Consider the following 20,228-nt stretch of genomic DNA (forward strand, 5'->3'; position numbering starts at 1 on the left):
AGGTCAGACGGCCCGCTGCCGCCGCCCGGCGTCGAGCCCGAGCATGGCAAGAAGCTCGGCACACTCCCGAACATCGGAGGAGTGCCCGGCAACGGTCATGACGGCCCGGGCATTCTGCTCGGCAATCCGTTCGGCCTCCTCGGCCCGTATGACACCCATACGGCTGTCTTCATCACTGGCGGTAGAGCTACCACTGTGCCGGGCCCAGGTCATCTGGCCACCTACTTCCGGCTCCGCGGGTGCGGAGCCATGGTCGGGGCTCAAGCATGACACTTACACAAATTTCACTCGCACGTGGGCCCCATCACAGGGTTTATATTGCTGAGGGTAGTTGTGCTGATACGGGTTCCCCGGCCTTCGCCGCGGCTTGGAATGTTGGCGCCGGAAAAGCCCTCCGGCACCCCGAAGCTTTGATTGTGACTACGGCTTCGGATCGGGGTGCGGGGGGTCTGGATCCTCGTCGGTGTGGGTTTGCGAGGTACCCGCAGCTCGCGTAGCTGAGCCAGACCGCCGAGGGTGCGAGGCGAGCCTGCGAGCGGAAGCCGAGCCTCGTCAGTGCTGGTTGCGAAGTGCCTGCGGCTCGCGTGGCCGGAGGGACTGCCGAGCCAGCCCTACCAGAAGCGAAGCGAGCCCCAGCGGAGCGACAGCGAAGCAAGCCAACCCAGCGAAGCGACAGCGAAGCAAGCCACCCAGGGGCGAAGCCCCGAAAGGGGGCTAGGGGGCGAAGCCCCCAGCGGGGGTCCAGGGGGCGGAGCCCGCCTGGCGGGGGTCTGGGGGTTCGACCCCCAGAAAACATGGACGAAACCGAAGAGAAGGCCCAGCCCCGAAGGGGCGTAGGCCTTCTCGAAGGTGGAGGTGCCGGGAATTGAACCCGGGTCCTCTGGCGTATCAGCAGGGCTTCTCCGTGCGCAGTCCGCTACGTCTCTACTTGACTCCCTCGGTCACGCGAACAAGCCGAGGTGACGAGCCCAGCCACTGTTTGCTTCACGACCAGTCCCCGTGGCCGGGATGGTCGCTGAGCCTCCTAGCTGATGCCGGTACCCGGGCCGGAGGCGAACCCGGGCCGACAGAGACGCACTCGCTCAGGCGGCGAGGGCGTACTCGCGCTGACTGGAGTCGGCGCTTATTTGGTTGCGATGACGCTTAACGGTGGTCTCTCGCCTGCACCGGCACGCTTCTCCTGAATCAACGTCCAAAGTCGAAACCGTTCACCCCCTTGGTGGGACACAACCTGTCCATCATAACGCGTGGCGCCACCTCAATAGTCCGGCGGCCGGGGTAGGGCCAGCCCTACCGGGAGGATGCCCGTGCGCACCATGTCGGCGAGCCCTCGGCAAAGCCACGATGGAAGTCATCGTGGGAGCTGAAGGGAGCCTGGTCATGGGTGGCGAGAGGCGGGATCCGCCGTTCGGCGGTTCGGTGGCGTTCTTGCTGATGAACCTGCCGCTGGGGGTGGTGGCGTTCGCGGTGCTGACGTCGTTCACCGCGGCCGGGCTGGGGACCGCCGTGGTGTGGGTCGGGGTGGGGTTGCTCGCCGTGCTGGTGCTGGCCGTGCGGGGGGCCGCGCGGCTCGAACGGGCGCGGGTTTACGCCCTTCTCGACCGGTACGTCGATCTGCCGTACCTGCCCTTGCCGGCCGGTGGGCAGAAGGAGCGGTGGAAGGGGCGGCTGAAGGATCCGTCGACGTGGCGGGACCTGGCCTATTTCTTCCTGCTGTTCCCGCTGGGGATCATCGAATTTGTGCTGGTGACGACGTTCTGGTCGACCAGCCTGGCGTTGGCGGGGCTGCCGATCTACTTCCGGTGGCTGCCGGAGGGCGCGTACTACTTCCCCTCCTACGACGTGCGGTGGCTGACCGTGGATTCGACCGTCGAGGCGCTACCGTGGGCAGCGCTGGGGGTGCTGTTCATCGCGTTGTCCGTCGCGCTGACGAAGGCGCTGGCGGGGATGCACGCCCGGCTGGCGAACGCGCTGCTGGGCACGACCGTGGCCCAGCGCCGCCGGATGGAGCGCTGGTGGGCGGAAGCGGAAGAGAAGAACCTGGTGGCGGGATGAGCGAGACGCAGCAGCTGGAGCACCCGCGGCCGCACCCGGCTCGCACGATCGTCTACATGATCACCGGCTTCGTCTTCCGGCTCGTGCAGTTCGTGCTGGTCGTGACCGGGATCGCGGTCGGGGTCGGCACGGCGGTGGTGTGGGTCGGGTTCCCGATCCTGCTGGCGACGACGAGTTTCATCCGCTGGTCGGGCGACCGGGAGCGGAGCTGGCTGAAGACGATGCTGCGCGTGCCGCTGCCGCCTGTCGAACGGCGTCCCTATGAAGAGGGGCAGCCGCTGCTGCGCCGGTGGATGGTCCGGCTGAGCGACCCGACCACGTGGCGTGACCTGGCGTACCTGATGGCCGCGTTCCCGCTGGCCTGCGTGGAGCTCGCGGTCGGGATCGCGTCGATCGTGCTGCTGCCGATGGCGATCTGGGTGACGCCGTGGCTGGGCTGGCTGCACGGCGAGCTCGGGGTCGCGTTGCTGGGCCCGAACCGCACCCAGCGGCTGGAGCAGAAGGCCGAGCGGCTGCAGGCGTCCCGCGCGAGGGGCGTCGACGCCGCGGAGGCCGAACGCCGGCGCATCGAGCGTGACCTGCACGACGGCGCGCAGCAGCGGCTGGTGGCCGTCGCGATGAGCTTGGGGCGGGCGAAGTCGAAGTTCGACCAGGATCCCGACGCGGTGCGGGAGCTGATCGACGAGGCGCACTCGGACGCAAAGCTCGCCGTGTCGGAGCTGCGGGACCTGGCGCGTGGCATCTACCCCGCGGTGCTCGGTGACCGGGGGCTCGACGCGGCGTTGTCGGCGCAGACGGCGAAGTCGCCGATCCCGGTGGACGTCTCGGTGGACGTCGAGCCGCGGCCGCCGGCGGCGGTGGAGACGACGGCCTACTTCATCGTTGGCGAGACGCTGACGAACATCGCGAAGCACTCCGGAGCGTCCGAAGCGGGTGTGAAGGTGTGGCGGACCGACGACCACGTGGTCGTCGAGATCACCGACAACGGTCACGGCGGCGCCGAGGTGCGCCCCGGCGGGGGGCTGGCCGGGCTGGCCGACCGCGCCGCGACCATCGACGGTGTGATCACGGTCGTCAGCCCGGTGGGCGGGCCGACGGTGATCCGGGCTGACCTGCCCTGCCAATGGTGAATAAGCTGGCTCCCGTTCATCCACGAACCTGGGGGCCGGATGCGGGTAGTCATCGCCGAGGACGCCGTCCTGTTGCGGGCCGGGGTGACCCGCCTGCTCGCCGACGAGGGCATCGAGACGGCGGCGGCCGTCGACAACGGTGACGACCTGCTCGGCGCGGTCAAGGAACACCGTCCCGACCTGGCGATCGTCGACGTCCGGATGCCCCCGACGTTCACCGACGAGGGCCTGCGCGCGGCCTTGGCGGCCCGCAAGGAGATCCCGGGGCTGCCGGTGCTGGTGCTGTCGCAGTACGTCGAGGAGTCGTACGCGGTGGAGCTGCTCTCCGGCGGCGCCGGCGGGGTCGGCTACCTGCTGAAGGAGCGGGTGGCGGACGTCGCCGACTTCCTGGACGCGGTCCGCCGGGTGGCGGGCGGCGGCACGGCGATCGACCCGGACGTGATCGCCCAGCTGATGGCCCGCGGCCGCCGCAACCCGCTGGACGCGCTGACCGCGCGGGAGTCCGAAGTGCTCGGGCTGATGGCCCAGGGCCTGTCGAACACGGCGATCGCGAACTCGCTGGTGGTTTCGCACGGCGCGGTGGAGAAGCACATCGGCAACATCTTCTCGAAGCTCGGCCTCGAGGCCAGCGCGGAGGAACACCGTCGCGTTCGCGCGGTGCTGACCTACCTGGGCCGCTGAGCCCGCCACTGCGCCACCGCGGCCAGCACCGCCTGCTCGTCTTCACGCGCGTGGGCGCCCGAAGCGCCGACCGCCCCGAGGACCACGTCGCCGTCGGTGACGAGGATGCCGCCCGCGAAGGGCACGTAAACGACCACCTGAGGGCGTAGCTTTCACGTGAAAGCGGCGCTTTTGGCAGTGGCTGTCAGTTCGAGGCGGCCGAGCTGGCGAGGGTCAGCAGTGCCGTGCGGGCCTTGGCCACCGCGATCTGGCTCGTCGATCAGCGACGGGAAGCCGCTCGGCGCCAGCCGCCACCAGCTGGTCCGCGTCGGCCAGAGTGAGACCCGGAAGGTGGGGAGGCATGAGCCGAGAGTAGCGCCTCACCGAAGACGTTCAGTGACCAAAAGTCCCGTAGGGTGGACGCTGGGTCACCCGTTCTGGCGGCGGCACCCGCGGACTCCCTCACCTACCATGAGCGGAACCGCCGGCGAGAGGAGCGCGCAGATGTCCGACGAAGTCCGCTTCTTCGGTGGCCCGCTCGACGGCCGCGTCCAGGAGCTCGGTGACGACGCCGTGCCCGGTGCCGTCATCCGGCACATCCACCTCCACGGCGGCCCGAAGATCGAGACGCGCTACGAGCTCGGCCTCTCCGAAGACGGCTGGGAGTACCGCGTCGCCGCGACGCGGCACGAGCCCGAGCGCGACAACCTGAGGTAGGGCAAACCCCCCTGTCCACCGGGGGTGAACAGTACCCCGAAGACGCCGGTCAGCACCGCTGTTTCCCCAGGTCGAAGCGACCAAGCTCAACAGCATGCAAACGAGCCGGGACCGCTTTCTCGACGTCGTCCGGGCGGGGGCCATCCTCGCCGTCATCGCCCAGCACTGGGTCATGCCGGTGCTGTCCTACTCCGACGGGCAGCTCGCCACGGGCAACGCGCTCGCGACCCCGGGCTGGTGGGTCGTCACCTGGCTCAGCCAGGTCATGCCGCTGGTCTTCTTCGCCGGTGGCGCCGCCAACCTGATCTCCTTCCGCCGCGCGGAATCCACCCGGAAGTGGCTCGGCGCGCGGATCCGGCGCCTCATGGTGCCGGTGCTGCCGCTGATGGCCGTCTGGCTGGTCGTGCCGGACTTCCTGCGTGGCCTCGGCGTCCCACCGCAGCCCCTGCAGGTCGGCAGCGCGATCGCCGCGCAGCTGCTGTGGTTCCTCGCCGTGTACGTCCTCGTCGTGCTGCTGACGCCGCTGATGGTCGCCGCGCACCGGCGCTGGGGGCTCAAGGTCCCGCTGGTCATGGGTGTGGCCGGGATCCTGGTGGACGTCGCGCGCTTCAACGACTTCGGCTACATCGGCTACGCCAACGCGATCTTCGTCTGGGTCGCGGTGCACCAGCTGGGCTTCCACTACGTCGAAGGCCGCCTCGGCACGCTCACCCGCCGCGCCGCGCTGACGCTCTCGGCCGCCGGCTTCGGCATCACCGCGCTCATGGTCGCGTTCGGCCCGTACCCGGCCAGCATGATCGGCATGCCGGGCGCGCCGGTGTCGAACATGAGCCCGCCCACCGTGCTGCTCGCCTTCCTCGCGGTCGGCCAGGTCGGTCTGCTGCTCGCCTTCCGCCCGCAGCTCAACGCGCTCGCCGAACGCCCCGGCATCGGCCACACGCTCGGCTGGCTCGGCGCGCGGTTCATGAGCGTCTACCTCTGGCACATGCCGGCGCTGATCGTCGTCGCGGGCGTGACGGTCTACGGCCTCGGCTACGAGACGCCCGCGCCGGGCACGGTGTTCTGGCTCGTCATGGCGCCCGCGTGGTTCGCGGTGTGCGGGCTGGTGCTGACCGGCCTGCTGCGGTTGTTCGCGCACTTCGAAATGCGGCGTGACACCTACGAAGTCACCGCGAACGTGCCGCAGCTGGTCGTCGCCGGGCTGATGATCTCCGGCGGGCTGCTCGGCCTGGCCGCGCACGGCTTCGCGCCCCTTTCGGACGGCATCACGCACGGCCCGGTGCCCTGGGTGGTCCTCGCGGTGGCCGGGTTCCTCCTGGCGGGCAAGCGCATTCCGACGCTCGACCTGCTCGGCCGCGCCGTGGTCATCACCGAACGGGCCTCGCTCAAGCCTTGAGCAGCCGCAGCGGGGTGTCGTAGAGGACCGCCCGCAGGAACGACTCCCCCAGGCGATCGTCGGCCGCCCAGCCGGCGATCGCCTGCAGCTGTGTCGCGTAGGAGTACGGGATGTTCGGGAAGTCCGTGCCGAGCACGACGCGGTCGGCGCAATCCGCCAGCCGCGCGGTCCAGTCCGGCGGCAGCGGCGACATCTTCTCCGCGAACGGGACCCCGACCATCGTGGTGTCCAGGTGCACCCGCGGGTACTTGGCCAGCAGCTCGAACGCCGTCCCGAACTCGGGCATCGCCGAGTGCGCGAGCACCGCCGTCAGGTCCGGGTACCGCGCCAGCACCTCTTCGAACACCGACAACCCGGTGAAGTCGCCCCGCAACGGACCGTGTCCACAGTGGACGACGACCGGGACACCGGCGTCGGCCAGCGCGCCCCACACCGGCTTCAGCTGCTCGTCACGCGGGTCGTACGCGCCCACCTGCACGTGCGCCTTGAACACCTGCGCGCCGGCCCGCAGCGCACCGTCCACAGCGGACCCGGCGCCGGGCTCGGGGTAGAACGTGCCGGTCGGCACGGCGTCAGGGATCCGCGCGGCGAACTCGAGCGCCCACGAGGTCAGCCACTCGGCCATCCCCGGCTTGTGCGGGTAGACCAGCGGCGCGAACCGCGTCACGCCGAGCGACTTCAGCGTCGCCAGACGCTCCTCTTCGGACGTCCGGTAGTGCACCGGCCAGTCGGTGCCGTAGTGCGTCGAGGCCTGGTCGAAGTACGCCCAGACCTTGTCCATCACCGGCTTCGGCAGGAAGTGGACGTGCAGGTCGACCAGGCCCGGCAGGCCCAGCGACGCCGTCCAGCGCGCGATGTCGGCATCGGAAGCCGGGCCGGCCGTCACTCCGTGAACCGGCCCTTGAGCGCGCGGCCCATGGCTTTCCTGATGTCCCGCTCGGCGTCGCGCTTGGCGAGCGTCTGCCGCTTGTCGTAGGCCTTCTTGCCCTGCGCCAGCGCGATCTCGACCTTGACCTTGCCGTCCTTGAAGTACATCGAAAGCGGGACCAGGGAGAGCCCGCTCTCCTTGGTCTTGCCGATGAGCTTCTCGATCTCACGCCGGTGCAGCAGCAGCTTCCGGGTGCGCCGCGGCATGTGGTTGGTCCACGTGCCCTGCGTGTACTCCGGGATGTGCACGTTGCGCAGCCACACTTCGCCGTCGTCGACCGTCGCGAACGCGTCCGCCAGCGACGCCTTGCCCTCGCGCAGGCTCTTCACCTCGGTGCCGACGAGCACGAGACCGCACTCGTAGGTGTCGAGGATGGAGTAATCGTGCCGCGCCTTGCGGTTCGACACGATCACCTTCTGGCCACGTTCCTTGGGCATACGACCACTCTACGTGATTCTCGGGACGACTAGCAGCTGGTTAAACCTAGTGCCGGACGTACAGCCGCAGCGTGACGTAACCGGTGATGGCGGAGATCACCACGGACACCGCGAGCAGGATCGGCGCCACCGGGAACAGCAGCTCCAGCATGGTGATCTTCGGGAACACGTCACCGGTGAAGACCGAATCCAGGAAGCCGGCCTTCGTGATGATCAGCATGATGATCCCGAGGATCGCACCGACCGCGCCGGCGACCACCGCCTCCAGCAGGAACGGTAGCTGTGTGTACCACCGCGTCGCGCCGACGAGCCGCATGATGCCGACCTCCGTGCGCCGCGTGAACGCCGACACCTGGATCGTGTTGGCGATCAGCAGCAGCGCGGCGATCGCCATGATGAGCGCGGCGCCGAAGGCCATGTTCCGGACGCCGTTGAAGGCGTTGAACACGCGGTCGAGGAACTTCTTCTGGTCGTCGACCTTCCGCACACCCGGCTTCGTCGAGTACTGCTGCACGATCGACTCGCTGCGGTCCGGGTCCTTCAGCTTCACGTGCAGTGACGCGGGCAGCGACTCCGGCCCGGTCAGCTGGATGAGCTCCGGCTGGCTCTCGAAGATCTTCTTGAACCGGTCGAAGGCCTGGTCGCGGTTCTCGAAGACGACCGACTCGACCCCGTCGTTGCTCTGCAGGTCCGAACGCAACGACTGGCACAGCGACTGCGTGCAGTTCTTGTCGTTCGCGCTGATGTCGTCGGTGAGGTAGACCGAAACCTCGACGTCGGCGAGGAAGTTGGACTTCATCTTGTCGATGGTCCGCACGGCCAGGAGGCCGCCGCCGAGCATGGCGAGCGACACGGCCGTGGTCAGGATCATCGCGATGGTCATCGTGACGTTCCGGCGCAGGCCGGTGACTACCTCACTGAAGACGAAACTGGCGCGCATGTCGGGGCGAGTCCTTGGGGTCGGGGTCGGTGCGGGGGCGGGGTGGGTCAGCGACCGATGCCGTAGACGCCGCGGGCGTCGTCGCGGATCACCCGGCCGAGCTGCAGCTCGACGACGCGGCGCCGCATGGAGTCCACGATGGAATGGTCGTGGGTCGCCATCAGGACGGTCGTGCCGGTGCGGTTGATCCGCTCCAGCAGCAGCATGATGTCCTGGCTGGTGTCGGGGTCCAGGTTCCCGGTCGGCTCGTCGGCGAGCAGCACCAGCGGCCGGTTCACGAACGCGCGCGCAATCGCGACGCGCTGCTGCTCACCACCGGAGAGCTCGTTGGGCAGCCGGTCGGCCTTGCCGTCGAGGCCGACGAGCTCGAGCACCTCGGGGACGACCTTCTTGATGGTCGGGCCGGGCTTGCCGATGACCTCGAGGGCGAACGCGACGTTCTCCGCGACGGTCTTGTTGGCCAGCAGACGGAAGTCCTGGAACACGCAGCCGATGGTCTGCCGCAGGCGGGGGACCCGGCGGCGGGCCAGCTTGGCGACGTCGAAGTTGGACACCATCACACGGCCCTTGCTCGGCGTCTCTTCGCGCAGCAGCAGCCGGAGGAAGGTCGACTTCCCCGATCCCGAGGGACCGATGAGGAAGACGAACTCACCCTTTTCGATGTCGACGGACACCCGCTCAAGCGCGGGCCGCGTCGAGGTCTTGTAGACCTTGGAAACCTCTTCGAGCCGGATCACGATTCGGCATACTACCCACCGGTCTCGTGAAGCCCCGGTTGCCCGGTCCACCCGGGTGGAGCAGCGGGTGTTTGCGCACGGTGAGCGGTCGCGCAAACACCCCCCGCACCGATCAGACCGTCGCGGTCTGCTTGCGCCAGCGGATGCCGGCGTCGAGGAAGTCGTCGATCTCGCCGTCGAGCACCGCCGACGGGTTGCCGACCTCGTGCTCGGTGCGCAGGTCCTTGACCATCTGGTACGGGTGCAGCACGTAGTTGCGCATCTGGTTGCCCCAGCTGGAGCCGCCGTCCTTGAGCGCGTCCATCTCCTTGCGCTCTTCTTCCTTCTTGCGCTGCAGCAGCCGGGCCTGCAGGACCTTCATCGCGGCCGCCTTGTTCTGCAGCTGCGACTTCTCGTTCTGGCAGGAGACGACGATGTTCGTCGGGAGGTGGGTGATGCGCACCGCGGAGTCGGTCGTGTTGACGCTCTGGCCGCCGGGGCCCGACGAGCGGTAGACGTCGACCCGGATGTCCTTCTCCGGGATGTCGACGTGGTCGACCTCTTCGACCTCGGGCAGCACCTCGACGTGCGCGAACGACGTCTGGCGGCGGCTCTGGTTGTCGAACGGCGAGATCCGGACGAGCCGGTGGGTGCCCTGCTCGACCGAGAGGGTGCCGTAGACGTAGGGGGCGCTCACCTTGAACGTCGCCGACTTGATGCCCGCCTCTTCGGCGTAGGAGATGTCGTAGACGTCGGTCGGGTAGCCGTGGCGCTCGGCCCAGCGCAGGTACATGCGCAGGAGCATCTCGGCCCAGTCGGCCGCGTCGACGCCGCCGGCCTCGGAGCGGATGGTGACGACGGCGTTGCGGTCGTCGTACTCGCCCGAGAGCAGGGTGCGGACCTCGAGGCCGTCGATGGACTTGCCGAGGTCGGCGAGCTCGGTGTCGGCCTCGCCCATGCTGCCGGAGTCGCCTTCGGCCTCGGCGAGCTCGTACAGCACGCCGAGGTCTTCGAGCCGCTGACGCAGGTCACCGACCCGCCGCAGCTCGCCCTGCCGGTGGGAGAGCTGGCTGGTGACCTTCTGGGCCGCGTCGGGGTCGTCCCAGAGGTTCGGGCTCGAGGCCTGCTCCTCCAGGTCGGCCACCTGCGCGCGCAGCGAATCGAGGTCCATCACCGACTCGATCTGCGTCAGCTTGCCGGCCAGGTCCTTCAGTGCCGCGTCGAACTCATCACTCACGTTTGTCAAGGTTACGGCAAAACCCACGACCGGTTGCGAGGACCGGTCGTGGGCGCGCGAACCTCAGGCCGCGGGAATGGCGTCGAGCAGCTTCAGCGCGGCCTTGGCCTGCGCCTGGGCGAACTCGGCGACGGCCTTCTCGTACGGCCCGTCGGCCGCCTTGGTGGCCGCCTTCGCGTCGTCGAGCTGCTGGCCGTAGCTGGTCCGGGCCGACTCGAGCAGCGACTGGCGCTGCTTGGCCGTCAGCGACCCCGCGTGCACGAGCCGCAGGATGAGCGGGCTGCGCAGGTGGTCGGGGCCGGCCTCGGAGGTCAGCCAGGCCTTGAAGGCCTTCTTCCCGGCGGCGGTGATCAGGTACTGCTGGCTGGAGCGCGGGCCCTGCTTGCCGAGCCGGACGAGGCCTTCCTTGGACAGCGCCGGGAGCTCCCGGTACACCTGGCTGCGGGTGACGCTGAAGAAGGCACCGAACCGCTCACCGGCTCCCGCGACGAGCTGCCCGCCGGTGGCGGGACCGTCGTGGAGCAGACCGAGCAGGGCGGCGGCTGTTGCATTCAATTCGGACACGTCCCCTAGATTCCCACTTATCGGCCGCTGTGTCCACAGTGGTCAGCACATCTGTCCATTGTGGCTAGTGAGATCCCCTCGTTCGGCCCAATGCAAGCAGGTCCACTGTGGACGTCGGACACGCTGTGCAACCACCGGGGCCGCGTTATTGGTCCAACCAGCCGCACGCGGCCCGCCGCCGAACCGGGCTGCGGCGGGCACCCTCCCCGGCTTGGCGCACTCCGGACACGCACCGCAACCACCCCCGGCACGGGTTCACATCGTGGGATCCGCAGTCGTTCGACGGTTTCGCGCAAAACTCGGCAGCGAAACTCGTACGAACATGACAAAAGAGGCGCGTTCCCGAATATTCGAGAACGCGCCTCTTCGTGGTAGCGGGGACAGGATTTGAACCTGCGACCTCTGGGTTATGAGCCCAGCGAGCTACCGAGCTGCTCCACCCCGCGCCGTTGTGGTACTTGAATAGATTACACGGGGTGGCCACCGGGTTTTCACCGGGGTCCCCGAAGTCGCTGACCTGCGACTACGCCCTTTCCAGCCACTGACGTGCTCCACTGAGGACCATCTCGAGGCCGTCGTCGAAGCGCGAACCGACGTCGGCCAGCAGGTCGCCGGCCGCTTCGGTGCGGTACCGCTCGTCCAGCTGCCCCGGCACCGGGTAAACGGCCTGCTCTTCGATGGTGAAGCCGACGACGTAGCTGTAGACGGTGAACATCGCCTGGCCCACCCGGCGTTCGTCGAGGCCCGCGTCGATGCTGCGGCGCAGCGGGCTCTCCTCCACCAGGCCGGTGTCGCCGAGGAACGTCCCGGCGAAGACCTTCCCGCCGTCGCGGTAGGCCAGCATCATGCGGCGCAGCGCCCGCGCGCGGTAAGCGACCGCGTCCCACTCCCCCAGCTCGGCGGGCGGCCGCCGCTCGTCGAGCGAATCGGCGTACATCTGCGTCGCCATCTCGTCGAGCAGCTCCTGCTTGTTCTTCATGTGCCAGTACAGCGCCGGCGCCTTGACCCCGAGGTCGGCGGCGATCAGCCGCAGGGTGAGCCCGTTGAGGCCGACCTCGTTCAGCAGCTTCAGCCCCGAACGCGCGATGTCCTGCCTGCTCAGGGCCATGTTCCCGGTTCTCCTCGGTGAGCTCGCTTGACAATTTAACGATGTTAAGGGCATCCTCGGGTCAGGTCAATTTAACGTTGTTAAGGAGCTGGGGATGGACGAGCTGACCGCCGGGGTGGTCGTAGCGGGCGCGGGGCCGACCGGGCTGATGCTGGCGAACGAGCTGGCGCTGGCCGGGGTGGCCGTGGTCGTGCTGGAGCGGCTGCCGGTCCGGACCGGGTTGTCTAAGGCGCTGAACCTGCAGCCGCGGACGGCGGAGGTGCTGGACCTGCGGGGGCTGCTGGGCCGGGCGGAGGAGCGGTCGTTCGCGACCGTCGCGGACGGGCACTTTTCGGTGATCCCGGTCGGCTACGCGGGCTGGGACACGCGGCACCCGTACCAGGTCGGCATCCCGCAGGCCCAGGTCGAGGCGGCACTGGAGGAGCGGCTGGCCGAGCAGGGCGTGAAGGTGCTCCGCGGCCACGAGCTCACCGGTTTCGAGCAGGACGCCGACGGCGTCACGGTCACGGCCGGCGACCTCCGGGTGCGCGCGGCGTACCTGGTGGGCTGCGACGGCGGCCGCAGCGCGGTGCGCAAGGCGCTGGGACTGCCGTTCGAAGGCATCGAGGGCCGCGGCCACGGCGTCTCGGCGGACGTCCGGTTCAGCACGACGCCGCCGGGCGCGCCGACGGAGTGGCGCTCGATGGGCAACATGGTGACGTCGTTGCGCCCGGGCAAGTTCATCGGCCTGATCCCGCTGGGCGAGCCGAACCTGTACCGCCTGAGCTACGGCGACCGGCTGAACCGCCCGGACGACCTGCGCGCCGAGGTGCCGGAGGCGGAAGTCCGCGCGGCGGTCCGCGAACGCTTCGGCGACGAGGTGGAGATCGAGGAGATCCGCTGGGTGTCCCGGTTCTCGGACGACAGCCGCCTGGCGGCGACGTACCGGGTGGGCCGGGTGTTCCTGGCCGGCGACGCGGCGCACATCCACTTCCCCGCCGGCGGCCAGGGGCTGAACCTGGGGGTCCAGGACGCGATGAATCTGGGCTGGAAGCTGGCGGCGGATCTGACCGGCCGCGCCCCGGCGGGGCTGCTGGATTCGTACGAGACGGAGCGTCGCGCGGTGGCGGAAGGCGTGCTGCAGAACGTGGCGGCCCAGAACGCCCTGATCCCCCTGACCCCGGACCAGCTGGCGCTGCGCGGCCTGTTCCGGGAGCTGACGGCCATCCCGGAGGTCCAGCGGAAGCTGTCGGGCATGGTCTCGGGCTTGGCGATCCACTACGGACCGGACGACGGCGTCGAAGGTGCCCGCCTCCCGGACTTCCCACTGGACACCGGCTTCGCGAGCGACTTGTTCCACAGTGGAAAGTTCGTCCTGCTGACGAAAACCCCGGCGTTCGCACCACATCCGGAGGTAGTCGTAGCCGAGGTACCGGAACTCCCCTGGCCGGACGTGACGCGCGTGCTGGTCCGCCCGGACGGTTACGTGGCATCGACCACGGGATCCACGGACGGCTGGCTCAAGTAACCCCGACCACCCGCAGGGGGTCCAGGGCGGCGAAGCCCCCTGGCGGGGGTCTGGGGGTTCGACCCCCAGGGGAAATGCGAAAGAGGGCCGCGTTCGCGCTTTCCGCGAACACAGCCCTCTTTCCCTCTGTAGCGGGGACAGGATTTGAACCTGCGACCTCTGGGTTATGAGCCCAGCGAGCTACCGAGCTGCTCCACCCCGCGTCGTGGCACCTACTCTACGCCCTCGTTTCCAGGGGGTGCAAAGCAGGTGCCCCGTACGTAACCGACGTCACCCACCAGGCTGGCTGCTGGGCGGCGGAGTGCTCGTCCCCGGCGCCGCCGTCTTGGCCGCTTCGTACGCCTTCGCCGCCGCGTCCAGCGCCGCGAGCGCGTTGCCCTGGTCGGTGAAGTTCCCCGACTGCTGCGCGGCCTTCAGCTTGGCGATCGCCGACTGGATGTCCTGGACCGCCTTGTCGAGCGCCGCGTTGCCACCGCTGTTGTTCGGCGGCGGTGTCGTGGTCGGGTTCGTCGAGCTGGCCGGTGGTGTCGTCGTCGGCTGCCCGGCTTGCGGTGGCGTGGTCGTGGCCTCGCCGGTGCCGGGTCCGAAGATCTGGTCGAGGGCTTCCTGCAGCGTCGCGCCGTAGCCGACCTTCGTCCCGTAGGAGACGAGGACGCGGGCCAGCTGCGGATAGCTGTTCTGGTTGCGCTGCCGGATGTAAACGGGTTCGACGTAGAGGAAGCCGTCGGCGACCGGGAGGGTGATCAGGTTGCCATAGATAGGGATGACTTGCGGATTGTTGAAGAGAGTTCGGTCCTGGGCGACCCGGACGTCGCTCTGGAACCGGTTCTGGACCTGGACCGGGCCCTCGACCTGCGTGGCTCCGGTGGCTGCGCTGGGTAGCTGGAGAACGCGGATCTTGCCGTAGTCGACCGGGTCGGAGGAGACCGACATCCAGGATGCGAGGTATTGACGCTGGAGGCCGGTGAGGGAGCTGGTCAGCTGGAAAGTCGGCTGGTTCTGGCCCGGTGCGTCGGCGAGCACATAGTAACCGGGCTGGTTCGCAGCGCCGGCCGCGGCCGGGTTGGAGCCGCCTTCGGCAGTCGGGTCCTGCGGGACGCTCCAGAACGCCTGCTGCGAGTAGAACTCCTGCGGGTTGCTGACGTGGTAGCGCGACAGCAGCTCACGCTGGATCTTGAAGAGGTCCTCGGGGTAGCGGAAGTGCGACCGCAGGTCCGGGGAGATCTCGGAACTCGGCTTCACGAGCCCGGGGAAGACCTTCTCCCAGGCGTTGAGGACCGGTTCCTTGTCGTCGATCGAGTACAGCGTCACGGTGCCGTTGAAGGCGTCGACGGTGGCCTTGACCGAGTTGCGGATGTAGTTGATCGAGCTGTTGGCCTGGCGGGCGACGCCGTTGAGCGAGTCGTTGGTGGCCGCGCCGAGCTGCGTCTGCTGCGAGTACGGGAAGTTGTTGATCGTGGTGTAGCCGTCGATGATCCACTGGATCTTGCCGTCGACGACCGCGGGGTACGGGTCGCCGTCGAGGGTCAGCCACGGCGCGACCTTGCTGACGCGATCGCGCGGGTCGCGGTTGTACATGATCTTCGAGTTGTCGCCGATGGCGTCGGAGAACAGGATGTTCCGTTCGCCGTACTCGGCCGCGAAGGCCAGGCGGTTGAACCAGTTGTCGACCGAGACACCGCCGCTGCCCTTGTAGGTGTAACCGTGGTCCGTGGCAGTGTCGTACTCGCCGGGCGCGTTGCCGGAGGTGCCGCCCACGATGGCGTAGTCGGAGTCCGCGGCGGAAAGCTCGCCGTAGTAGATGCGTGGTTCCTTGACCTCGATGCCCGGTTGGTTGGGGCCGGGCGAGCCGGCACCGGCCGGGTTCTGGGTGTCGCTCGTGGTGGCGATCGGGTAGCCGCCGTCGGAAGTGGCATCCTTCACCGCACGGTCGATCGTGTTGGCCGGCGCGGCGACGAAGCCGTTGCCGTGCGTGTAGACGAGGTGCTTGTTGATCCAGCTGGTCTGGTTTCCGGTGAGGCCCTCGGTCTTGATCTCCTTGGCGGCGACGATGTAGTCCTGCGTCACCCCGCCGACGGTGTAGCGGTCGATGTCGAGCTTGGCCGGGAAGCCGTAGAAGTTCTCCCGCCCGACGCGCTGGGTGAAGGTGTCGGACAGGACGTTCGGGTCGAGCAGCCGGATGTTCGACATCGTCCCGGTTTCGGCCTTGAGCTGGTCCGGGGTCGCTTCGGCTTTGCCCGTGTAGGGCTGGTACGTGACGTCGGTGAGGCCGAACGCCTTGCGGGTGGCGTCCATGTTGCGCTGGATCGACGTCGCTTCCTTCTCGTTCGCGTTCGGCTTGACCGAGAACTGGTCGAGGATGGCCGGCCAGGCGACGCCGACCAGGATGCTCGACAGGATCAGCAGCACCAGCGCGATCGCCGGCAGCTGCAGGTTGCGCAGGAAGGCTCCGGCGAAGAAGGCGACCGCGCAGATCACCGAAATGCACAGCAGGATGAGCTTGGCCGGCAGGACCGCGTTCAAGTCGGTGTAGGTCGCGCCGACGAACAGCGGCATGCCCCGGTCGGACAACAGCAGGTTGTACCGGTCGAAGAAGTACTCGGCCGCCTTCAGCAGCACGAAGAGGCCGACGGTGATGGCGAGCTGCGCGCGGGTGGGGCCGGCCAGCTGGCCGCCCTTGCCGGCCAGCCGGATGCCGCCGAAGACGTAGTGCGCGATCAGCGCGCCGAAGAAGGAGATGACGACCGTGATGAACAGCCAGCCGAGCAGCCAGTTGAAGAACGGCAGGTCGAAGGCGTAGAAGCCGACGTCGTTGCCGAACTCGGGGTCGGTCTGGCCGAACGTGGTGCCGTTCAGGAACAACTGCACGACCTGCCAGTCGCCCTGGGCGGACAGACCGGCGATGAACCCGGTGAGCACCGGGATGCCGATGCCGAACAGGCGGATGCGCGCGACGATCGCCGAGCGGTAGCGCGCCAGCGGGTCGTCGGCGCCGGAGATCGGCACGAACACCGGACGCGTCCGGTAGGCGATCATCAGGCTCACCGCGAGCGCCCCGCCGACCAGCAGCCCGACGGCGAAGAACAGGATCACCCGGGTCACCACCTGGGTGGTGAACACCGACCGCGCCCCGACCTCCCCGAACCAGAGCCAGTCGACGTACGTGTCGAGCAAGCGGGCTCCGAGCAGGAGCGCCAGCACGATCACCGCGGCGATGATGAGGAGGATCCGGCTCCGCCGGGACAGCTTCGGCAGGCTCACCGGGGGCCGACTCGCCACGGCGCACGCTCCTGTCTTCGTCAACACTCGAACAGGGGCGCACGCGCCCCCTGATTCCCTAACTCTACGGATGCCGCCGGAAGTTCCCGGGACCCGCCCAAACCGGACTCGCGGCGTGGCCGGCTTGTTCGGCCGTCGGCCGCCCCGTGGCTTCGACGCGGACCCGCGACCGGCGGCCGGGGCGCGGCGGCCTGGCCGGAACAAGGCTCTGCCACCATGTGCGCATGGAACCGCAGCAGGCCGGCGTGGCCGCTCTCGCCCGCGAGATCGAGGAGTTCATGGCCGCGGGTGGCTGGGACCAGCCGCCGCAGCTGTTCGCGCTGGTGCCGACGGCGGCGCTGCTCGACGAGCAGCCGGAGCTGGCCGGGCAGCTCGACCGGGCCAACCCGCTGACACCGGTGGCCCAGGAAGCACTGCCCGAAGGCGACCTCGCCGAGGCGCTCGGCCGGATCGCCTGGCCCGACCTGGTGATCGGCTGCGCGCTGGCCCAGGAGATCATCGTGCTCCCGCCGGGGTCGGAGTCCGAGCTGCCGGACGTCACCGAGGCCGACGCCGACAGCCTGCGCCGCGCGGCCGCCGACCACCCGCAGCGCACCGAGGCCCGCCTGGTGGCCGCGGTCCTGCGCGACGGCGAAGGCGCGTGCGTGATGCGGCTGCGCGGGATCGGCACGCCCGAGGGCACCGACGAAGCGGTCGACGAGGTCGTGGAAAGCCCCGACCTCGCCCCGAACCTCATCGAAGCGCTCAAGGCCACGCTGCTCCCCTAGTCAGCAGGCCGTCGTCGGCCGGCCGGCCTTGAGGTTGGCCAGCTGCGTGAGCGCGTCGTCCAGTGTGGACACCTTGATGAGGTTGAGCCCGGCCGGCGCGGTGGTCTTGGCCTCGGCGCAGTTGTGCTCGGGCACCAGGAAGTCGGTGGCGCCGGCCTCGCGCGCGCCGACGACCTTGAACGAGATCCCGCCGATCGGGTCGACCTCGCCGGTCTCGGTGATCTCGCCGGTGCCGGCGATGTGCCGCCCGCCCGCGAGGTCGTCGCCCTTGAGCCGGTCGATGATGGCCAGGGTGAACATCAGCCCGGCCGACGGGCCGCCGACGTCCTGCAGCGAGATGTTGACGTTGAAGGGCGCTTCGGCGCGGTCGGTCGCGGTGAGGCCGATGAAGCCCTCCTTGCGGTCCGGGCGCGAAGCGAGTGTCAGCGGCACGGTCCGCTCGGGCTGGCCGTCGGACTGGAAGGTGATCTGCACGGTCTGGCCGGGCAAGGTGCCGGCCAGCGCGGCCCGCACGTCGGCGGCCTCGGCGATCTTCTTGCCGTTGACGGTGATCAGCTTGTCGCCCGGAGACAGGACGTGGTCGGCCGGGCTGCCGGAGACGATCTGCTTCGCCAGCACCTTGACCGGGTAGCCGAGCTTGCGCAGCGCGGCGACCTGCGCGTTCGACTGCGAGTCCTGCAGCTGCTGGATGTTCTCCTGCTTGACCTGCTCGTTGGTCTCGCCCGGCTTGAAGTACTCCTCGCGCGGCGCGAGCGCGTAGCGGCCACTGGCCCAGAACCCGAGCCCCTGGAAGAGGGTGACGCCGTCGTGCAGCGACACGGTCGTCATGCGCAGCTCGCCGGTGGTCGGGTAGGTCTGGTGACCGGAGACCTGGATGACCGGGTTGCCCGCGGCGTCGCGACCCAGCGTGTCGTAGGTGGGGCCGGGGCTGATCGCCACGAACGGCACCGGCACGACCGAGCCGAGCACCACGAACACGAGGAACAGCGTGCCGCTGACCACCAGCGTCCAGCCTCGGCGGGTCATCCGCCGGGCTTCGCCGGCCGGCTCGGCGGCCGGGTCCGGGCTGCTCTTCGCGGGCGCGGTCTGCTCGGAGGACTTGGTCACGACCGACAGCGTACGGTGACCGCGTTCGCTTCTCGGTGAAGGCCACGCACATGACGGGCTGGAGCCTTCCCGACCCGCGTACGGTGGACACATGAGCAAACCCCCGTTCGGCTTCGGACCTCCCGATCCCGACAAACGAGGTGAGAACGACCCCTCGGAGGGCGGGCAGCAGTCCGGCGCCGAGGCCTTCAACCAGCTCGGGCAGATGCTGAGCCAGCTGGGCCAGATGCTCAGCCAGGCCGGCACTTCCAGCGGGCCGGTGAACTACGACCTCGCCAAGCAGATCGCCCTGCAGACCCTGGGCAGCGCCGGCAACACCGGCGAGAGCCGCCTCGGCTTCTCCGGTGGTGACGACTCGAACGCCGCGGTGCGCGACGCCGCCCACCTCGCGGAGATGTGGCTCGACCCGGCGACGTTCCTGCCCGCGGGCGCGACGTCGACGGTGGCCTGGTCGCCGCGCACCTGGGTGGAGAAGACCCTGCCGACGTGGCAGCGGCTGTGCGACCCGGTGGCCCAGCAGATTTCGGGTGCCTGGATGCAGGCGCTGCCCGCGGAGGCCAAGGAAGCCGCCGGCCCGCTGCTGCAGATGATGGGGCAGATGGGCGGCATGGCGTTCGGCTCCCAGCTCGGCAACGCGCTGGCGCAGCTGGCCTCGGAGATGCTGACGTCGTCCGAGATCGGCCTGCCGCTGGCCCCAGCCGGCACGTCCGCGCTGCTGCCGGCGAACATCGAGAAGTTCGCCGACGGCCTGGAGCTGCCGAACAGCGAGATCCTCGTGTTCCTGGCCGCGCGCGAGGCCGCGCACCAGCGCCTGTTCACGCACGTGCCGTGGCTGCGTCAGCGGCTGCTGGCGACGGTCGAGGAGTTCGCCCACGGCATCACGGTCGACACGTCGGCGCTGGAGTCCCTGGCCGGCCGCATCGACCCGGCGAACCCGGCGAGCATCGAAGAGGCCATGTCCTCGGGCCTGCTCGAGCCCCAGACGACGGACGAGCAGAAGGCGGCGCTCCGGCGTCTCGAGACGCTGCTCGCCCTGGTCGAGGGCTGGGTCGACGTGGTGGTGGCCGAAGCGGTGAGCGACCGCCTCCCGGGCGCGGACGCGCTGCGCGAGACCCTGCGCCGCCGCCGCGCGACGGGCGGCCCGGCCGAGCAGACGTTCGCCACGCTGGTCGGCCTGGAGCTGCGCCCCCGCCGGATGAGGGACGCGTCGAACCTCTGGAAGCTGGTGGGCGACCGCCACGGGATCGAGAAGCGCGACGCCCTGTGGTCCCACCCGGACCTGATGCCGACGGCGGAGGACCTGGACGAGCCGATCGACTTCGCGGACCGAGTGGGCTCGGCGGGCTCGATCGACGACCTGGACCCGATCGCGGAGCTGGAGCGCACGTCGCAGTCGGAAAGCTCGAAGCTCGACGAGAAGGCCAAGGAGAACCCGCAGGACCCGGAAGAGGGCGAAAGCCCCAGCTGACCCGGCATCACGGCAACGGGCGCCTCGCACCAGCGAGGCGCCCGTTCCCATATCCCCACCGTGTCGACCTTCCAGACACACGTGTCGTCTCTCCAGACACACGAGCCGACCCTCCAGATACGCGAGCCGACCTTCCAAGCACGCGAGCCGACCCTCCAAGCACGCAAGCCGACCTCTAAATGCGCGAGCCGACCCCTCCAGCGCCCGACCCC

At 69.2% G+C, this 20,228-nt stretch carries 19 protein-coding genes, 2 tRNA genes and 1 other RNA gene; 8 read left to right on the forward strand and 14 right to left on the reverse strand.

Going from position 1 to position 20,228, the window contains the following annotated elements; all coding sequences use genetic code 11:
* Positions 1 to 3: 3 nt before the first annotated feature.
* Both M8542_RS33270 and ssrA read right to left on the reverse strand, forming a co-directional pair.
* On the reverse strand, positions 4 to 213 hold the full coding sequence (locus M8542_RS33270) for a hypothetical protein (protein WP_257924267.1): 210 nt from the start codon (positions 211 to 213) through the stop codon (positions 4 to 6).
* A gap of 634 nt (positions 214 to 847) precedes the next feature.
* Positions 848 to 1,216, reverse strand: a transfer-messenger RNA (tmRNA) gene (gene ssrA / locus M8542_RS33275).
* 164 nt (positions 1,217 to 1,380) lie between these two features.
* Here ssrA and M8542_RS33280 point away from each other — a divergent pair.
* Genes M8542_RS33280 through M8542_RS33290 form a run of 3 tightly spaced genes read left to right on the forward strand, consistent with a single transcriptional unit; the run spans position 1,381 to position 3,866 of the window.
* Positions 1,381 to 2,055, forward strand: coding sequence for a sensor domain-containing protein (locus M8542_RS33280; RefSeq protein WP_257924268.1), 675 nt, complete (start codon positions 1,381 to 1,383; stop codon positions 2,053 to 2,055).
* Positions 2,052 to 3,185, forward strand: a complete 1,134-nt coding sequence (locus M8542_RS33285) for a sensor histidine kinase (protein WP_257924269.1) — start codon at positions 2,052 to 2,054, stop codon at positions 3,183 to 3,185. Before M8542_RS33280 ends, M8542_RS33285 begins: the two co-directional genes overlap by 4 nt.
* Before the next feature lie 39 nt (positions 3,186 to 3,224).
* Positions 3,225 to 3,866: a response regulator transcription factor gene (locus tag M8542_RS33290; protein ID WP_191315430.1), complete on the forward strand. Its 642-nt coding sequence runs from the start codon at positions 3,225 to 3,227 to the stop codon at positions 3,864 to 3,866.
* On the opposite strand, the gene M8542_RS33295 is transcribed toward M8542_RS33290, so the two are convergent.
* Complete coding sequence (locus tag M8542_RS33295; protein WP_257924270.1) at positions 3,851 to 3,991, reverse strand: heme-binding protein; 141 nt, start codon at positions 3,989 to 3,991, stop codon at positions 3,851 to 3,853. The genes M8542_RS33290 and M8542_RS33295 overlap by 16 nt on opposite strands.
* A 358-nt stretch (positions 3,992 to 4,349) precedes the next feature.
* Between M8542_RS33295 and M8542_RS33300 the strand changes: the two genes are divergently transcribed.
* Together M8542_RS33300 and M8542_RS33305 are read left to right on the forward strand one after the other, a co-directional pair.
* Positions 4,350 to 4,562: a DUF8847 domain-containing protein gene (locus M8542_RS33300; RefSeq protein WP_257924271.1), complete on the forward strand. Its 213-nt coding sequence runs from the start codon at positions 4,350 to 4,352 to the stop codon at positions 4,560 to 4,562.
* Positions 4,563 to 4,656: 94 nt separating this feature from the next.
* Positions 4,657 to 5,958 carry an acyltransferase family protein gene (locus tag M8542_RS33305; RefSeq protein ID WP_257924272.1) on the forward strand — a complete coding sequence of 434 codons (1,302 nt, stop codon included), beginning with the start codon at positions 4,657 to 4,659 and terminating at the stop codon, positions 5,956 to 5,958.
* On the opposite strand, the gene M8542_RS33310 is transcribed toward M8542_RS33305, so the two are convergent.
* The 8 genes from M8542_RS33310 to M8542_RS33345 all read right to left on the reverse strand — a co-directional run bounded on the left by M8542_RS33310 (position 5,948) and on the right by M8542_RS33345 (position 11,888).
* Entirely contained in the window at positions 5,948 to 6,844 is an 897-nt protein-coding gene (locus M8542_RS33310; protein ID WP_257924273.1) for an amidohydrolase family protein, read from the reverse strand. The two genes, M8542_RS33305 and M8542_RS33310, sit on opposite strands and share 11 nt — an antisense overlap.
* A complete protein-coding gene (gene smpB, locus M8542_RS33315) occupies positions 6,841 to 7,323 on the reverse strand; it encodes an SsrA-binding protein SmpB (RefSeq protein ID WP_043776590.1) in 483 nt (160 codons plus the stop codon). Before smpB ends, M8542_RS33310 begins: the two co-directional genes overlap by 4 nt.
* 46 nt (positions 7,324 to 7,369) lie before the next feature.
* On the reverse strand, positions 7,370 to 8,263 hold the full coding sequence (gene ftsX, locus M8542_RS33320; RefSeq protein ID WP_257924274.1) for a permease-like cell division protein FtsX: 894 nt from the start codon (positions 8,261 to 8,263) through the stop codon (positions 7,370 to 7,372).
* A 47-nt stretch (positions 8,264 to 8,310) separates the two neighbouring features.
* Entirely contained in the window at positions 8,311 to 9,000 is a 690-nt protein-coding gene (gene ftsE, locus M8542_RS33325; protein ID WP_003082104.1) for a cell division ATP-binding protein FtsE, read from the reverse strand.
* Positions 9,001 to 9,112: 112 nt separating this feature from the next.
* Positions 9,113 to 10,216 carry a peptide chain release factor 2 gene (gene prfB / locus M8542_RS33330; RefSeq protein ID WP_257924275.1) on the reverse strand — a complete coding sequence of 368 codons (1,104 nt, stop codon included), beginning with the start codon at positions 10,214 to 10,216 and terminating at the stop codon, positions 9,113 to 9,115.
* Between the two features lie 63 nt (positions 10,217 to 10,279).
* Complete coding sequence (locus M8542_RS33335) at positions 10,280 to 10,780, reverse strand: PadR family transcriptional regulator (RefSeq protein WP_247014366.1); 501 nt, start codon at positions 10,778 to 10,780, stop codon at positions 10,280 to 10,282.
* 369 nt (positions 10,781 to 11,149) lie between these two features.
* Positions 11,150 to 11,226 (reverse strand) — tRNA-Met (locus M8542_RS33340).
* 77 nt (positions 11,227 to 11,303) lie between these two features.
* Entirely contained in the window at positions 11,304 to 11,888 is a 585-nt protein-coding gene (locus tag M8542_RS33345) for a TetR/AcrR family transcriptional regulator C-terminal domain-containing protein (RefSeq protein ID WP_257924276.1), read from the reverse strand.
* A gap of 94 nt (positions 11,889 to 11,982) precedes the next feature.
* On the opposite strand from M8542_RS33345, the gene M8542_RS33350 reads away from it, so the two are divergent.
* Positions 11,983 to 13,395, forward strand: a complete 1,413-nt coding sequence (locus tag M8542_RS33350; RefSeq protein WP_257924277.1) for an FAD-dependent monooxygenase — start codon at positions 11,983 to 11,985, stop codon at positions 13,393 to 13,395.
* Positions 13,396 to 13,524: 129 nt separating this feature from the next.
* On the opposite strand, the gene M8542_RS33355 is transcribed toward M8542_RS33350, so the two are convergent.
* Positions 13,525 to 13,598: transfer RNA gene (locus tag M8542_RS33355), tRNA-Met, on the reverse strand.
* 67 nt (positions 13,599 to 13,665) lie between these two features.
* Positions 13,666 to 16,656 carry a UPF0182 family protein gene (locus M8542_RS33360; protein WP_257924303.1) on the reverse strand — a complete coding sequence of 997 codons (2,991 nt, stop codon included), beginning with the start codon at positions 16,654 to 16,656 and terminating at the stop codon, positions 13,666 to 13,668.
* Positions 16,657 to 16,898: 242 nt separating this feature from the next.
* Here M8542_RS33360 and M8542_RS33365 point away from each other — a divergent pair, with 242 nt between their 5' ends.
* Complete coding sequence (locus M8542_RS33365) at positions 16,899 to 17,441, forward strand: PPA1309 family protein (RefSeq protein ID WP_257924278.1); 543 nt, start codon at positions 16,899 to 16,901, stop codon at positions 17,439 to 17,441.
* Here the strand turns inward: M8542_RS33365 and M8542_RS33370 are convergent, their stop codons facing one another.
* Positions 17,442 to 18,446 (reverse strand): YlbL family protein, encoded by a 1,005-nt coding sequence (locus M8542_RS33370; RefSeq protein ID WP_257924304.1) that lies wholly within the window; start codon positions 18,444 to 18,446, stop codon positions 17,442 to 17,444.
* A gap of 193 nt (positions 18,447 to 18,639) precedes the next feature.
* Between M8542_RS33370 and M8542_RS33375 the strand changes: the two genes are divergently transcribed.
* Positions 18,640 to 20,016, forward strand: a complete 1,377-nt coding sequence (locus tag M8542_RS33375) for a zinc-dependent metalloprotease (protein ID WP_257924279.1) — start codon at positions 18,640 to 18,642, stop codon at positions 20,014 to 20,016.
* Positions 20,017 to 20,228 lie beyond the last annotated feature (212 nt).

The organism is Amycolatopsis iheyensis (genome assembly GCF_024703995.1).
Classification (GTDB): domain Bacteria; phylum Actinomycetota; class Actinomycetes; order Mycobacteriales; family Pseudonocardiaceae; genus Amycolatopsis; species Amycolatopsis iheyensis.

What these genes read in the sequence shown, in the direction of transcription:
- M8542_RS33345 (WP_257924276.1), bottom strand. Translation starts at nt 11,888, where the DNA reads ATGGCCCTGAGCAGGCAGGACATCGCGCGTTCGGGGCTGAAGCTGCTG.
- M8542_RS33280 (WP_257924268.1), top strand. Translation starts at nt 1,381, where the DNA reads ATGGGTGGCGAGAGGCGGGATCCGCCGTTCGGCGGTTCGGTGGCGTTC.
- M8542_RS33375 (WP_257924279.1), top strand. Translation starts at nt 18,640, where the DNA reads ATGAGCAAACCCCCGTTCGGCTTCGGACCTCCCGATCCCGACAAACGA.
- M8542_RS33305 (WP_257924272.1), top strand. Translation starts at nt 4,657, where the DNA reads ATGCAAACGAGCCGGGACCGCTTTCTCGACGTCGTCCGGGCGGGGGCC.
- ftsX (WP_257924274.1), bottom strand. Translation starts at nt 8,263, where the DNA reads ATGCGCGCCAGTTTCGTCTTCAGTGAGGTAGTCACCGGCCTGCGCCGG.
- smpB (WP_043776590.1), bottom strand. Translation starts at nt 7,323, where the DNA reads ATGCCCAAGGAACGTGGCCAGAAGGTGATCGTGTCGAACCGCAAGGCG.
- M8542_RS33290 (WP_191315430.1), top strand. Translation starts at nt 3,225, where the DNA reads ATGCGGGTAGTCATCGCCGAGGACGCCGTCCTGTTGCGGGCCGGGGTG.
- M8542_RS33365 (WP_257924278.1), top strand. Translation starts at nt 16,899, where the DNA reads ATGGAACCGCAGCAGGCCGGCGTGGCCGCTCTCGCCCGCGAGATCGAG.
- M8542_RS33300 (WP_257924271.1), top strand. Translation starts at nt 4,350, where the DNA reads ATGTCCGACGAAGTCCGCTTCTTCGGTGGCCCGCTCGACGGCCGCGTC.
- M8542_RS33270 (WP_257924267.1), bottom strand. Translation starts at nt 213, where the DNA reads ATGACCTGGGCCCGGCACAGTGGTAGCTCTACCGCCAGTGATGAAGAC.
- M8542_RS33285 (WP_257924269.1), top strand. Translation starts at nt 2,052, where the DNA reads ATGAGCGAGACGCAGCAGCTGGAGCACCCGCGGCCGCACCCGGCTCGC.
- M8542_RS33350 (WP_257924277.1), top strand. Translation starts at nt 11,983, where the DNA reads ATGGACGAGCTGACCGCCGGGGTGGTCGTAGCGGGCGCGGGGCCGACC.